Raw genomic sequence first — 14,236 nt, 5'->3', positions numbered from 1 at the left:
GATTGGATCACTCGACTTCCTCTTCGAGCAGCTGACTGATGAATTGTTTCGCTTCTTCTGCCGATTCTTGCGCTATAAACCATTGTTTTTGCGCATTAGAAAGCGGCAATATCTCCAGCCAACGCTGACAGCTCCAAGTTAAGTCGTCGAAAGGGGCCGCCTCATATTGCTCTGCGTGCTCAGGATGGGCCGCAAAGACATGTTTTAGCCCGGCAGCAATATGCGCTTTATCGTCGGCTTGGTCATCATCCAAATACTCGTCATGAGGCCAATCATTGAGAGCCCGTATGTCACCCACCCACAACTTATCGGCTTCTTGATCGGTCGATAGAATTTCCACACGTTGACGGCCGGCGATCGTAATCCCCAATAAACCGTCAGAGAGTGTTTCAAAATCGACAATGTCGACCAGTGTGCCGTATTTGTACAGGCGTTTTCCCTGCATCATTGCCAGCACGAACCCCTCTTGGTTTGCAGAGCACTCTCGGACGAGGCGTAAATAACGGGGTTCAAAAATGCGCAGTTTTGCCCTGCCACCCGGTAGCAAAAACAGGGGCAAAGGAAACAGCTTAGTCATACTTATGCCTCCTTCTATTGATTCAACATGCTCCCCACTACGCGTCGTGGGGCGCATGCGATCAAGATAGGCTTTGGATGGCGCTAATCATATTGACATTGATTGCTGCTGTGGCATTCTGGACGTCTAAATGGCCGGTCAAAAAAGGTAAAGGGAATGAAGATAAAACAACTTGGTGTCAGTCTCGCGTCACTGCTCGTCGCGGTATTGCTCTCAGGATGCGCTGAGGAGAATGAAACGATTAAAATTGGCGCGACGGTAGGTCCCCACGCGCAAGTGGTTGAGTCGGTGGCTAAGCAAGCGAAAGAGGAGGGAATTGATGTTGAGGTCGTGGAGTTCTCCGACTATATCTCGCCTAATGCAGGCTTAGCGGATGGCAGCTTGGATTTAAATAGTTATCAGCATCAGCCGTTTCTCGACAATTTCAACCAAAACCACGATAGCGAGTTGGTATCGATTGGTCGTTCAATTTTAATGCGAATGGGGATTTATTCTGACAAAGTCGACGATATTGAGGCGTTAGCAAATGGCGCACAAATTGCGATCCCCAATGATCCGACTAATGCCGGTCGCGCGCTGTTATTGCTGGAAGACGCAGGGTTGATTACGTTGGCTGACAATGTTGGCTTTAAAGCCACGCTTCAGGACGTTCAATCCAACCCTAAACAGCTCGAATTTGTTGAAGTCGAGGCCGCACAACTACCGCGCAGCTTACAAGATGTCGATGCCGCGGCGATCACTATGAACTATGTGATGTCATCCGGGCTTGATCCGAGCGAGCAGGGCATTTTCTTGGAATCCAAAAATGCGCCTCTCGCGGTGATGGTAGTGGCCGCGCGCAAAGATGACCAAGATAACCCGACGTATCAGCGATTACTCGCGTTATTCCAGTCCGACAAAACACGTCAATTTTTGCAAGACACCTTCAATGGCACCATAGAGCCAGCATTCTAAATCACCGTCACCCCATATAATCGGTCAGTGCAATGCTGGCCGATAGCCAAACGTCACTATTTGTTTACCACTCATACAGTTATTACTGTTACCATAGTGATCTATCGGTGATCCACGATGTGCTAGGATCGCGACGTCTACCTCCCCACATCACTAAAACGCATAGGAAACTGGATGCAATCGGCTAGTCGCCCATTTAATTGGTCGCCCGTATTGCTGGCATGCCTGACCGTCAGTATTGGGCAATTCAGCATGGGCTTAGTATTCCCGTCTTTGCCCTGGATAGCTCGTGATTTCAACCTCAGTATGGACAATGTCCAGCTACTGATCTCTGCCTATCTACTCGGGTTCGGGCCATCACAGTTTATTTATGGGCCTATCTCAGATGCGCTTGGTCGTCGCCGTGTATTGTTAGCCGGTGTATTACTCTCTTTGATTGGCTTAACCGTGATGGTGAGCTTTAGCGCCAGTTTCACGGGGTTGGTCATTGGCCGCTGTATTCAAGGAATGGGAACCGGCTGCTGTGCCGTGCTCTCACGCGCCTTTACGCGTGACTCGTATTCGGGGGATCAACTGCCGCAAGCGATGTCGTATTTGATTATGGTGGCGTCGTTCACGCCCATCGTGGCGCCCGTTATTGGCGGGTTCGTTAACCATAATCTAGGCTGGCTGGCGATCTTTATTTTGCTGATGGTGTACACCAGCTTGGTGTGGTGCGTGCTGTTTTTTCTGTTCAAAGAGAGCATGCACGCCCGTTCACCCTTGCCCAATGTGAAGGTGATACTTGGCCGCTATGGCGCACTGCTAAAAACACCATACTTTCTCTATTTCGCCAGTATTAGCTGGCTGAACTTTACCTTGGTGATCACCACGGTGTCGCTGATGCCGTTTTTAATGCAAGAGCGCATCGGGATGACCTCGGATCAATATGCGCTGTGGGCGCTTATTCCCACGTGTGGCTTATTGCTAGGTAGTACGCTAGTGTCGCGCATTCGCCCGCGTTTGGGTACTAAGCGCATGCTACTGATGGCACCGATGATGCAGCTCACCTCTGCGGTTTGGTTATGGCTGACTCCGATGGACCCTTTATTGCTGATGATCGGGCAGTTCTTTATGGTATTTGGCAACGGGATTGCGTTGCCGTGCGCCCAGTCGCAGGTGATGCAGCCTTACTCTAACCAAGCCGGTACCGTCGCTGCGCTCTCCGGTGGCGGACAGATGATTATTTCTGCGTTGATGAGCATGGCGCTATTGAGCTTGGGCGTTAGCGAAGCATGGCACCTTGGTGTGGTAGTGGGTGTGTGCGCGCTGCTTTCCGTACACAATATCTTCCGCGGTTTTGCGGCACCGAAAGTCAACGTGGCCAGTACCCCGAGTGAGGCATCATGACAAATACAACACTGGAAGCGGGCCTGTTTCCGTTGACAACCCCACGCCTGAGCATGCGGCCAATGATCAAAGCGGACTGGCCGTTGTTCCACCGCCTACACACAGACAATGCCGTGATTGCGCAATGTTTTGATCCTATGCCACTGGATGAGATTGAAACCCGATTTGAGCAACGGCTTACGCCCTGGTCTCCTGACGCTAAGCATTGGTTGTGTTTGGTAATCGTAGAGACGGCGACGCAAACGCCAATCGGCGTCACCGGCTTTTTGCTTGAGCAGGATGTTGCTGAAGTCGGCTATTTACTGTTGCCGCCTTATCACGGGCGTGGTTATGGGACTGAGTCTTTGCAGGCCGTCACCGATTTTGCCATCCATCGTGTTGGTGCGCGAATCATCAATGCGACGGTGACCGCTGGCAATCTTGCCTCTGCGCGTGTGCTAGAAAAGGTATGGTTTCAACTCAGTCGTATTGACCCCGATGCCTTTGCAATTGGCGGTGTTTGTTACGACGACTGGATCTACACCTATACCGCAGCATGATTTAAGTGTTTCCCCAGACTACTGATTTTGTTTTTGTTCGTTGACCTCAAGTTATATTGAGGTTTTATCCTTGCTCTCGATGTTAGCTTTCCAAGCTCAGTTTTCGATAGCACGGATAAAGGGAATGAATGATGACAACAATCGAACACGTAAATATGACTGTGGTAGACATGGATGCGGCGTTAGCGTTTTTGGCGGTGGCTGTCCCCGATTTTAAAATTCGCCAAGATGCCCAATCGCCAAAAGGATATCGTTGGGTGCATGTGGGCAATGAGCACTGCTACTTTGCACTGCAAGAGCCCAACCCAAGTTCAGAGCCCAGCATACAGCCACGCAGTACCTATAAATCTCAAGGCGTGAATCATATTGGTCTGATCATTGATGACATCGATACCATCCGCGAACGCCTGCTTGAACAAGGTTATCAACCCAATGGCTCAATGGCGCACGAAACCCACCGCAAGCGGATGTACTTCTATGATAAAGCCGGTTTTGAGTGGGAATTGGTCGCTTACTCATCCGACAAAACTGAAGAAAGATACCTCTACGAGTAACGCACAAAGCCGCACCGCTCGCTTTCCCAGAAAGAAAAAAACCGCCCCATCTTCAACGGGGCGGTGTGTGCGTTATCGGCTCTCTACTCACCAAAAAACTGCTTAATTGCGGTGATCATGCCTTGGGTGAGTTGGTGGAGTTGGTCGTCGCGGATGCAATAAGGTGGCATCACATATACCAGTTTGCCGAACGGGCGAACCCAAATGCCTTGGGCGGTCATCAAGGGCTGGATATCGGCCAGATTCACCGGATCGGTCAGTTCTATCACGCCAATTGCGCCAAGCACACGCACGTCCGCCACAGATTCCAATGCGCGAGCAGGCGCTAAGCCAGTTTTCAGCTGTTGCTCGATGTGCGCAACCGTCTGCGGCCAGTCACTTTCTAGCAAGGTATCAATGCTGGCGCAGGCCACGGCACACGCGAGTGGATTGCCCATAAAGGTGGGACCGTGCATAAAACAGCCTGCATCACCGCTGCAGACGGTATCGGCCACATGACGGGTGGTTAGCGTGGCGGCCAAGGTCATGTAGCCACCGGTCAGTGCTTTACCGACGCAGAGTATATCAGGGCTGATCCCCGCGTGGTCGCAGGCAAATAGTTTCCCTGTTCGGCCAAAGCCAGTCGCGATTTCATCCACTATTAACAGTACGTCAAATTCATCGCACAGAGCGCGCACTTGACGCAGGTATTCGGGATGATAAAAGCGCATTCCACCTGCCCCTTGCACGATGGGCTCTAAGATCACCGCGGCCAGTTGGCCGTGATGGGCGGCGAGTGCGTCGCGCATAGGCTGTATGTCGTTAGGGTTCCACTCACCGTCAAAGCGGCTTTGTGGCGACGGCACAAAATAATGCTGGGGCAGAAACCCTTTGTAGAGTTTGTGCATCGAATTATCAGGATCCGTCACCGACATGGCGGCGAACGTGTCGCCATGATAGCCATGACGCAAGGTCAAAAACTGTGCGCGCGACTCGCCGCGTCCCTGCCAATATTGCATCGCCATTTTAAGCGCCACTTCGACTGATACCGATCCTGAATCGGCCAAAAACACTTGCGTGAGCGGCGCAGGTGAATGCGCGACCAAGCGCTCGCAAAGCGATACCGCGGGCTGGTGGGTGAGACCGCCAAACATCACATGCGACATGTTATCGATTTGCTGATGCGCTGCGGCGTTTAAAGCAGGGTGGTTGTAGCCGTGAATGGCTGCCCACCATGATGACATGCCATCAATCAGAACGGTGCCATCTTCAAGATGTAGCTCGGCGCCGCTTGCGTGTGAGACAGGTAAGCAAGGCAAAGGGTCGAGCGTTGAGGTGTAGGGGTGCCAGATATGTTCACGGTCAAAATGGGTGTTTGTGCTCATAAATAAATCAGATGTAAACCAGTGTGATTTTGTTGTGTTGACAGGTTAACGTCTGTGGGTAGACTAGCCAAGCATTAAAACGACAACAACGGGGAAAACCGCGTGGAAATAAGACACAACTGGACCGCACAGGAAGTGCAAGCATTGTTCGATAAACCCTTCATGGATTTGCTGTTTGACGCGCAGCAAGTGCATCGTGAATATCATCCTGCCAATCAAGTGCAAGTCAGCACGCTGTTATCGATCAAAACTGGCGCGTGTCCAGAAGACTGCAAGTATTGTCCGCAAAGTGCGCGGTATCGCACCGATGTTGAGAAAGAGCGCTTAATGGAAGTGGAACGCGTGCTCGAAGCGGCAGAAAAAGCCAAAGCCTCAGGCGCGACGCGCTTTTGCATGGGGGCGGCGTGGAAAAACCCCAAGCAACGCGATATGCCGTATTTGCTCGGTATGATCCAAGGCGTCAAAGGATTAGGGTTGGAAACCTGCATGACATTGGGCATGTTGGATGCCGAGCAAGCCAAAACCTTGTCGGAGGCGGGTTTGGATTACTACAACCACAATCTCGATACCTCGCCCGAGTTTTACGGCAACATTATTACCACGCGGACATATCAAGAACGCCTCGATACCTTATCTAATGTGCGAGACGCGGGAATGAAGGTGTGTTCTGGCGGCATTATTGGCCTGGGCGAAAGTGCTCGCGATCGCGCGGGTTTGCTGGTTGAACTGGCCAATATGCCTGCTCACCCAGAAAGCGTGCCGATCAATATGCTGGTTAAAGTGAAAGGCACACCGCTTGAGAACGTTGATGACGTCGACCCGTTCGATTTTGTCCGCATTATCGCGGTGGCGCGGATCATGATGCCCAAATCGGCAGTGCGGCTGTCTGCCGGACGCGAAGACATGAACGAGCAAATGCAAACCTTGTGCTTTATGGCGGGCGCGAACTCGATATTCTATGGCTGCAAGCTGTTGACCACACCAAACCCTGACGAAGACGCGGACATGCAGCTATTTAAAAAGCTGGGTATTAATCGCGAAGCGGTCAGCCAAAAGCCCGATCAAGTCACTGAGCACGACTTACTTGAGCAAGTGGCTGAGCGAGTGGCATCGCGCCCGCAAGAGGGCGATTTGTTCTACGATGCCAGTGTCTAAGCACGATGACTGATACAAGATCAGCGCTGACCCGTCGTTATCAGGACGAGCTGACCGTACGCCAGCAACAAGGCCTGTGGCGACAAAGTGGTGACAATGCCGTCGCCGAGTCATGGCGCAACTTTGCCGGTAATGATTACTTAGGCCTCGCGCAAGATCCGCGATTGGTCAAAAAGGCGCAGCAGCACCTCGAACGCTGGGGCGTGGGCGCAACGGCTTCACCGGTGGTATCTGGTTTTACCGCCGCGCATCAATCCCTTTGTGATCAGCTGTGTGACTGGCTCGGTTACCCGCAAGCGATACTGTTTAACAGTGGTTTTGCTGCCAATCAGGCGTTGCTGTTTACACTGTTAGGTAAAGACGATGCCTTGTTTCAAGACAAACTCAACCACGCCTCCTTGATTGAGGCCGGCGTATTGAGCCCTGCCACGCAGCGGCGGTTTCGTCATAACGACATGGCACACCTTCGCCAATTGCTCGCGAAGCAAACCCAGCCTTCCGCATCGCTGATTGTCTCGGAAGGGGTATTTAGCATGGATGGCGATGTGTCGCCAACCGAAAGTCTTGCCACGATTGCTAACCAATCGGGGGCGCTCTGGGCTCTGGATGACGCGCATGGGATTGGTGTGTTAGGGCAAGAAGGCGAGGGCAGTATCAGTCGTGGCGCGCGGCCGGATATTTTAATCGTGACGTTTGGAAAAGCCTTGGGCGTCGCCGGCGCGGCAGTGTTGGCTTCTCCCACCATCATTGACTATTTACGCCAGTTCGCTCGCCATTATGTGTACTCGACGGCTATGCCACCCGCGCAAGCGGCACTCATTGAAGATACGATTAGGCTGGCACGAACAGAGCACTGGCGGCGAGAAACACTCAGCGCCCATGCCGAACAGCTAGCGCAAGGCCTCCACGACTGGTTAGAGACGACGTCTGCTTGCGAACCGCACGCTATAAATACTCAATCCTTGCCGCAATTGCTCGCGACGCCTAGCCCTATCAAGCCGCTGATTATCGGTGATTTGGCAGCGTTACAGCAGGTGAATCACGCCTTGATGAAGGCGCACATTCGAGTAGGAGCGATTCGGCCACCGACTGTACCTGCCAACACTGCACGTCTGCGGATCAGCTTGTCGGCACAGCATCAAAAAACAGATATCACCGCACTGATTGAGGCGCTGAAGCCGGTATTAGCATGTGACAAAGCGTGCGAGGTGACGCCATGACCGTCGCCGATAAACAAGCGATTGCCAGAGCGTTTGGCCGAGCCGCACCCCATTATGACGACAGTGCGACGCTGCAGCGCCGTGTCGGCCATCGGTTAATGGCATTGGCTGAGTCAGAGCAAAAGGCTATCCATCTCAGTACCGTCTTAGATGTCGGCTGTGGCACCGGCTATTTCACCCAGCAGTGGATGACTCACGCTAAGACAGTGGTTGGACTGGATCTCAGCGCTCCTATGCTTGCAACGGCAAAAGCGCGCTGCGGCGATGCCATGCTAGGCGTACAAGCTGATGCGGAGCATTTGCCGCTGGCTGATAACAGTGTCGATCTGGCGTTTAGCTCGTTAGCACTGCAATGGTGCGACGATTTGCATGTGCCATTGGCGGAGCTGAGTCGGGTCGTTAAACCCGGCGGGCAAATCCTTGTTTCAACACTGCTCAACGGATCCTTGTGTGAACTCGATAGCGCGTGGCAACAAGCATGCGGCACGTCACGGGTGAACCGCTTTATCACGTTATCTGGATTACAGCAGGCGACCCAACGCGCCGGACTGATGCACGCAACCGTGTTGCAAGAAAGCGAACAGCTGACCTTTGCCAATGCCCATGCGGTGATGAAAAGTTTAAAAGGCATTGGCGCCACCTATCGCCCGCAAGGGGCGGGGCCGCAAGGGCTGGCGACAAGAGCGCAGTTTAGCGCGGTAGAAAAGGCGTATCAGCGTTTTGCTCTCGCCGCCAACACCTTACCGGCGACCTATCAAATTGGCTACATAGTGATTCACCATCATGCATGACAGTTACTTTATTACCGGCACCGACACCGAAGTGGGAAAAACCTATACCACGGCGGCGCTGTTGCACGCTTTTATCGCAAAGGGCCATCAAGCGGTGGGTTATAAGCCTGTTGCCGCTGGTGCCGATTTAGCGCCTGATTACCAACTAAATAGTGACGCTGTCACTTTACAGCGCGCCAGTGCGATTGCATTGCCGTATGCCGCGATCAACCCAGTGTTGTTAGAAACGCCGTGTTCGCCGCACTGGGCGGCCGTGTTAGCCAACAAGCCCATCGATACCCAGATGTTGAGCGATGGGCTCGCGCATTTAAAACAGCAGGCTGGCCCGGTATTGGTAGAAGGGGCTGGAGGCTGGCAAGTGCCACTGAGTGAGACTGAAACGCTGGCCGATTGGGTGGTTGCCCACCAACTGCCAGTGATCATGGTAGTGGGGATTAAACTTGGCTGCTTAAACCATGCTTTACTCACCGCAGAGGCCATACGTGCACGCGGGCTTACGTTAGCTGGATGGGTGGCAAACGCCGTTGATCCCAAGGCGCAGCACAGTGACGAAATGATGCGCTATCTTGACGCGCATTTAGATGCGCCTTGTCTCGGGCACTTGCCGTTTGCTGCCGATGCCTCGCCAGCACAATGCGCGATCCACTTAGATATTACGCCGTTGTAAAGTTGTTGCGGAAATCTAGCGATCAAAAAAGCCAGCGCTGTGCTGGCTTTTGTCTATTTAGGTAGGCAGTTCGGGTAGACAATTACTTTTGGTCGTCTTGCACACCCATTAGGCTTTGCTGAACCTCGGCCATCTGGTGTGCAGCTGACGCGTCATCCGACGCTAACCCAAGCTCTGAGCAGGCCTCATCGAAGCTCATGCCGAGATGACAGGTTAAGATGTCGATAGCGACTCGGTAGTTTTCTTGCTCTGCCATGGTCTCACTCCATTGATAACGCGTTGCGTTGTTAAGGTTAGGTTGTCCACACGCGGTGGTTGTACACTTAATGCTTGATATGACCGCTGACTGCCCATTACTTTATTGGTTTAAGCAGTGCATCAGCGTCATAGTTTTAAACAGCTGCGCATAAATTAGCCTGAGTAAACCGCGATGACAACTCGACCAAAGTCTATATTGGTAGGTTTTTGTCTTTTTTGTTGGGCTTTTCTGCCTCGTTAATTATTAAGTGTTTGAATAGATTGTTAAAAATACAAGGTTGCGCGGTATCACAATTTGTTTAGATCAGATCGAAATAACGTGCCACACTAACTGGTCGGCGCAGAGAGTGGATGGGGCGGGCGCCATAAGCGACGACTGGGATTTATTCGTAACAAATTGCATCAAAGGATTGTTTTTATCATTAATGCCCATACTATTTTTATCATTACAACAAATAAGCGCTAAACACTGGGTTTAAGCGACGGAGACACACCATGAAACGCTTAGGATTATTTCTTGCTACCAACCTTGCGGTACTGGTCGTATTTAGCATTGTGCTGAATATCATTTATGCCGTGACAGGCATGCAACCAGGCAGCTTATCTGGATTGCTGGTACTGGCAGCGGTATTTGGTTTTGGCGGCTCGTTGATATCGTTGCTAATGTCAAAATCCATGGCATTACGCTCGGTGGGGGCGCAAGTGATTGAGCACCCACGCAACGAAACCGAGCACTGGCTAATGAATACGGTCAGTCAGCAAGCTCAACGTGCTGGCATTGGTATGCCAACCGTGGCGGTATACAACTCACCCGACATCAACGCCTTTGCCACTGGGGCAAAACGCAATGATTCTGTAGTCGCGGTCTCAAGCGGGTTACTACAAAACATGACTCGTGATGAAGCCGAAGCCGTGCTGGCGCACGAAATCAGCCACATTGCTAATGGCGACATGGTCACCATGACCTTGATGCAAGGGGTGGTGAACACCTTCGTGATCTTTATTGCTCGTGTCATCGCCGGTGCGGTCAGTGGTATGAACAGTGACGAAGAAGGCGAAGGTGGCGGCAACTGGATGATGTACTTCCTGATCTCCTCCGTGCTAGAGATCGTGTTTGGTATTCTGGCGAGTATTCTCACCATGTGGTTTAGTCGTCACCGCGAATTCCACGCCGATGCAGGCTCGGCGCAGCTGGTGGGCAAACAGAAAATGATTGCCGCGCTGGAGCGTTTGAAAGTCAGCCATGAGCCGAAGCTGGAAGGCTCAATGATGGCATTTGGTATTAACGGTAAGAAAACGCTGAGTGAGTTGTTTATGACTCACCCACCGCTAGAAAAACGTATCGATGCTTTGCGTCGTGGCGACTATCTCTAACTAGATAGCCTTGACGTAAAATCACAGATTAAGCGGCCTGCGGGCCGCTTTTTGTTTGCGTGCGTCGCCACTTTATTCCCTCACTGGCGAGCACCGCACCGAATACAATCAACGCCATCGCCACGACGGTAAGTGTACTGACGGTTTCCGAGAACACGGGGATGGCGATCAGCGCGGCCACCACAGGCGTGAATGCGCCTATTGCGGCACTCATTTCTGCACCTAAACGGCGAATGGCAAAAGCATAGCTGTAGTTGGCGATGATCCCCACGCCCAAGCCTTGCGCCAGCACATGATAGCCCAGCTCGCCAAGAGGTGCTTGGAGCAGGTTAAACGAGATAAGGCCACTGATTGCGCCCACCGGCAGCAGCAAGACAGCCGAAATCGCTAATACCGCGCCGGCTTCTGCGGCATTCAATCCTGTCACACGTACGCCAATGGTAAACCATGCCCAGCTGATACTGGCTGCGAGCAAAATAAAATGGCCTTGCGTGACGCTCCACGGTGAGAAGAACAGCGAATGCCATAAAAACGCACCTATGCCGATCACGATCAGCCCGATGCCTAACCGCCGTCCCACCGACAGCGACTCGCCATAAACGCCCCAAGCAATCGCAGAGACAAACAGTGGCAAGATCCCGGGAATTAACGAGGCGCCATCGGCGACAGGGGCAAACTGCATACCTGTGGCGGCGAGCAGATAAAACGGTAAGCCTGCGCCAAAGGCAATCGCAAACAGATAACGTTTGGGCACGGAGACAATATGGCGTACCCGATGACGGCTCAACCAACCAAATAGGAGGGCGGCAGGCAAAAAGCGCAGTAGGGCAATATCGCCACTGGTTAACACTGACTGGCTGGCCTGACGTAATGATATAAACAGGCTCGCCCAAATGGTCACGGTGACAAGCATGGCGGCGAGGCCTAGTAAACGTTGAGAGGTGGCAGGCATGGTTGATCACTTCCTTGTTAATGGATGTGGTTAGTGTGGCAGCGTCAAAGGAGGGATTGGTGGCAAATTAAAGGGTGATTTGCCATCATGTTGGCGTTTATCATCTTTAATTATCTTTTTGTTGTTAAAAATCACTAAGGAAGCGATTTGGACAGTAAAGACAAAGCCATTCTGGCGCTGTTACAAGACGATGCGCGCCGCACCACGGCGGAAATCGCTGATGCCGTTGGGTTGTCGTTTTCGCCTTGTGCAAGGCGGATTAAGAAGTTGGAAGCCGATGGGGTGATAGCGTCCTACCAGGTTACGCTCGACCGCCAGCGGATAGGGCTTAACATGACCTTTTTTGTCAATGTGAGCTTGAGCAATCACCGAGAAGAGGCGATTGTCACCTTTGAGCACGCGCTGGTAGACATGGATGAAGTGATCAACGGCCACGTGATCTCAGGGACTTATGACTATTTACTGGAAGTGGTGACGCGCGATTTACCGCACTATGAAGCCTTTATGCGCCAGTTACAGACCCTGGCGATGGTCAAAGACATCAATACCAATGTGGCGATCCGCGCGGTAAAACAAGGCGCGGCGCTAAAAGTGTAGCGCCGCGTGATCATCATGCAAGGGTGGCTAGCGATTAGCTAAGGTGCTGGCTCAACCAGTCGCTAAAGGCATTTTGGGGCAGGGCACCGTTGAGTACGTCAACGCGCTCGCCGTTTTTAAACACCATCAAGGTCGGAATACTGCGAATACGATACTGCGCGGCCAATGCTTGCTGGGCTTCGGTATCGATTTTGACAAAGCGTGCGCGGCCTTCTTCTTGCTCGGCCACTGCCGCAAAAGCAGGCGCGAAGCTTTGGCATGGGCCACACCACGGGGCCCAAAAATCGACCACGACAGGCACATCGCTATTTAGCAGCGCATTAAAATTATCATTGGTACCTTCAATCGGCTTACCGTCCAGCACATCAGACTGACACTTGCCGCATTTGGGTGCGTCATTCACCCGCTCGCTTGGAATGCGGTTCATGGATTGGCAGTGAGGGCAGCGTGAGGTCAAGATTGTCATGGTGTTTCCTTGTTGAATTATTTGTGCCTAATATAAGTGGATAATTCGGTTCGCCCCAGTTGAATTTATCAATCACTCAAATAGAAAAAGCCGATGACAAGGCACCGGCTTTCATTGCAGGCTATTGATGCATTTCGCGCTAGAGTGCGTCCACCACCTTGAGGATGGCACTGAGCATATCGCGACCGAAGGCTTGGCTGCGCGCAGGTGACCAGCCAAAGTCTGGATCCGGTTGGTCATTGTGATCTTTAAACGGCATTTCAACCGTGTACGACAAGCAGTTGAAACGCTCACCAATCCAGTTCGAGCCCACGGTTAGATTGGCTTTACCGGGGGCGTCTTTGTCATAGCCGTGCTCGTCTTGGAACTCTGGCGTCACGGTGAGTAAGGCACGCTTAAATCTGTCCTCTAAATCCGCCATGCGCGCATCGTAAGAAGGGATCCCCTCGCAACCGGCAACAAAGTTATACGGAATCGCCTCATCTCCGTGGATATCGAGGCACATTTTCACCCCTGTTTGCTCCATACGCGCACGAACATGATACACCTCGGGGCTGCGCTCAAGCGTGGGGGCTTGCCACTCGCGGTTTAAGTTGGCACCCACCGCATTGGTGCGCAAGTGGCCGCGCACACTGCCGTCGGGGTTCATATTCGGCACCACGTAAACGTCTGCCTTTGCCAACAGCGCACGGGCGGTGGTGTCGGTGTCGTCAAGCAATCGGTCGAGCAACCCCTCGATAAACCATTCCGCCATGGTTTCGCCTGGGTGTTGGCGGGCAATCAGCCAAATCGGTGTTTTCGGTTGCGCAGACTCACTGAGCTCTGAGCGGATTTTCAGCAGGCTAATATCGCGCCCGTCCAAGGTCTGGCCGAGGGTTTCTAGCTGACATTGCGGATAGGTCTGCGCTTGGTGAATTAAATCCAGGTGGCGCTCATAGCTATACGGCGCGAAGTAGGCGAAATACATCGAACCATGTTGCGGCGTGACTTTAATGGTTAGGGTGTCGCCGTCAAATTCGGTGGGGACACGGAACCAGGTATCACGGTCGTATGAGGCGACGGCTTGATAATCTTGCCAGCCTTCAGGGTAGGCCGAGCCTGCCAGTTGCTGAATATGCAATGTGTGAGCCTGATTGACTTGCGCCTCTAAGCGAAAGTGAAACCACTGATAAAATTCAGACTGGTTGTCGTTATGAATGGCAAGTTGAATGTTGTTGATGTCGTCATCGTTAACAACGCGAATATTCCCGCTGTCGAACTGGCTAAAAATACGCATAGAGCATCCTTTATCGGTTTGAGAGGCCAGCTGTGTTTGCACCTGAGGGTAAGCCTTTTGTTATTTCCGCTTCTTCTGTTGCCTATTTGAGCAGACAACGGAC

16 protein-coding genes are annotated in these 14,236 nt (G+C 52.3%); 10 read left to right on the top strand and 6 right to left on the bottom strand.

The window, feature by feature from the left end:
* Positions 1 to 7: 7 nt before the first annotated feature.
* On the bottom strand, positions 8 to 577 hold the full coding sequence (locus FCN78_RS07545; protein ID WP_069362721.1) for an LON peptidase substrate-binding domain-containing protein: 570 nt from the start codon (positions 575 to 577) through the stop codon (positions 8 to 10).
* Between the two features lie 156 nt (positions 578 to 733).
* Between FCN78_RS07545 and FCN78_RS07540 the strand changes: the two genes are divergently transcribed.
* The 4 genes from FCN78_RS07540 (at position 734) to FCN78_RS07525 (ending at position 4,013) form a co-directional block, all read left to right on the top strand.
* Complete coding sequence (locus tag FCN78_RS07540) at positions 734 to 1,531, top strand: MetQ/NlpA family ABC transporter substrate-binding protein (protein ID WP_077658727.1); 798 nt, start codon at positions 734 to 736, stop codon at positions 1,529 to 1,531.
* Positions 1,532 to 1,705: 174 nt separating this feature from the next.
* Entirely contained in the window at positions 1,706 to 2,920 is a 1,215-nt protein-coding gene (locus tag FCN78_RS07535) for a multidrug effflux MFS transporter (RefSeq protein WP_077658726.1), read from the top strand.
* A complete protein-coding gene (locus FCN78_RS07530; protein WP_077658725.1) occupies positions 2,917 to 3,459 on the top strand; it encodes a GNAT family N-acetyltransferase in 543 nt (180 codons plus the stop codon). The genes FCN78_RS07535 and FCN78_RS07530 overlap by 4 nt, the downstream gene beginning before the upstream one ends.
* A gap of 128 nt (positions 3,460 to 3,587) precedes the next feature.
* Positions 3,588 to 4,013: a VOC family protein gene (locus FCN78_RS07525; protein ID WP_235607527.1), complete on the top strand. Its 426-nt coding sequence runs from the start codon at positions 3,588 to 3,590 to the stop codon at positions 4,011 to 4,013.
* Positions 4,014 to 4,096: 83 nt separating this feature from the next.
* On the opposite strand, the gene bioA is transcribed toward FCN78_RS07525, so the two are convergent.
* Entirely contained in the window at positions 4,097 to 5,377 is a 1,281-nt protein-coding gene (gene bioA / locus FCN78_RS07520) for an adenosylmethionine--8-amino-7-oxononanoate transaminase (protein ID WP_077658723.1), read from the bottom strand.
* Positions 5,378 to 5,479: 102 nt separating this feature from the next.
* On the opposite strand from bioA, the gene bioB reads away from it, so the two are divergent.
* Genes bioB through bioD form a run of 4 tightly spaced genes read left to right on the top strand, consistent with a single transcriptional unit; the run spans position 5,480 to position 9,210 of the window.
* A complete protein-coding gene (bioB, locus tag FCN78_RS07515) occupies positions 5,480 to 6,532 on the top strand; it encodes a biotin synthase BioB (protein ID WP_077658722.1) in 1,053 nt (350 codons plus the stop codon).
* A gap of 5 nt (positions 6,533 to 6,537) precedes the next feature.
* A complete protein-coding gene (locus tag FCN78_RS07510) occupies positions 6,538 to 7,752 on the top strand; it encodes an aminotransferase class I/II-fold pyridoxal phosphate-dependent enzyme (protein WP_077658721.1) in 1,215 nt (404 codons plus the stop codon).
* The gene (bioC, locus tag FCN78_RS07505) at positions 7,749 to 8,543 is read left to right on the top strand and encodes a malonyl-ACP O-methyltransferase BioC (protein ID WP_077658720.1); all 795 of its coding nucleotides are present in this window, start codon (positions 7,749 to 7,751) and stop codon (positions 8,541 to 8,543) included. Before FCN78_RS07510 ends, bioC begins: the two co-directional genes overlap by 4 nt.
* Positions 8,536 to 9,210 (top strand): dethiobiotin synthase, encoded by a 675-nt coding sequence (bioD, locus tag FCN78_RS07500; RefSeq protein WP_077648925.1) that lies wholly within the window; start codon positions 8,536 to 8,538, stop codon positions 9,208 to 9,210. Before bioC ends, bioD begins: the two co-directional genes overlap by 8 nt.
* Positions 9,211 to 9,292: 82 nt before the next feature.
* On the opposite strand, the gene FCN78_RS15840 is transcribed toward bioD, so the two are convergent.
* A complete protein-coding gene (locus tag FCN78_RS15840) occupies positions 9,293 to 9,466 on the bottom strand; it encodes a hypothetical protein (RefSeq protein WP_167483329.1) in 174 nt (57 codons plus the stop codon).
* A gap of 497 nt (positions 9,467 to 9,963) precedes the next feature.
* On the opposite strand from FCN78_RS15840, the gene htpX reads away from it, so the two are divergent.
* On the top strand, positions 9,964 to 10,842 hold the full coding sequence (gene htpX, locus FCN78_RS07495) for a protease HtpX (RefSeq protein WP_069362730.1): 879 nt from the start codon (positions 9,964 to 9,966) through the stop codon (positions 10,840 to 10,842).
* 28 nt (positions 10,843 to 10,870) lie between these two features.
* On the opposite strand, the gene FCN78_RS07490 is transcribed toward htpX, so the two are convergent.
* Positions 10,871 to 11,794: a DMT family transporter gene (locus FCN78_RS07490; RefSeq protein WP_077658719.1), complete on the bottom strand. Its 924-nt coding sequence runs from the start codon at positions 11,792 to 11,794 to the stop codon at positions 10,871 to 10,873.
* A 147-nt stretch (positions 11,795 to 11,941) separates the two neighbouring features.
* On the opposite strand from FCN78_RS07490, the gene FCN78_RS07485 reads away from it, so the two are divergent.
* Positions 11,942 to 12,391 (top strand): Lrp/AsnC family transcriptional regulator, encoded by a 450-nt coding sequence (locus FCN78_RS07485; RefSeq protein ID WP_077658718.1) that lies wholly within the window; start codon positions 11,942 to 11,944, stop codon positions 12,389 to 12,391.
* A gap of 34 nt (positions 12,392 to 12,425) precedes the next feature.
* Here FCN78_RS07485 and trxC read toward each other — a convergent pair whose 3' ends face one another.
* Entirely contained in the window at positions 12,426 to 12,857 is a 432-nt protein-coding gene (gene trxC, locus FCN78_RS07480) for a thioredoxin TrxC (RefSeq protein ID WP_069362733.1), read from the bottom strand.
* Positions 12,858 to 12,996: 139 nt separating this feature from the next.
* On the bottom strand, positions 12,997 to 14,133 hold the full coding sequence (locus tag FCN78_RS07475; protein ID WP_077658717.1) for a M14 family metallopeptidase: 1,137 nt from the start codon (positions 14,131 to 14,133) through the stop codon (positions 12,997 to 12,999).
* Between the last annotated feature and the right edge of the window lie 103 nt (positions 14,134 to 14,236).

Source organism: Salinivibrio kushneri, assembly GCF_005280275.1.
GTDB classification, from domain to species: Bacteria; Pseudomonadota; Gammaproteobacteria; order Enterobacterales; family Vibrionaceae; genus Salinivibrio; species Salinivibrio kushneri.
Note: the sequence above shows the minus strand (reverse complement) of the source record. Positions and strands in the feature narration are given on the sequence as shown.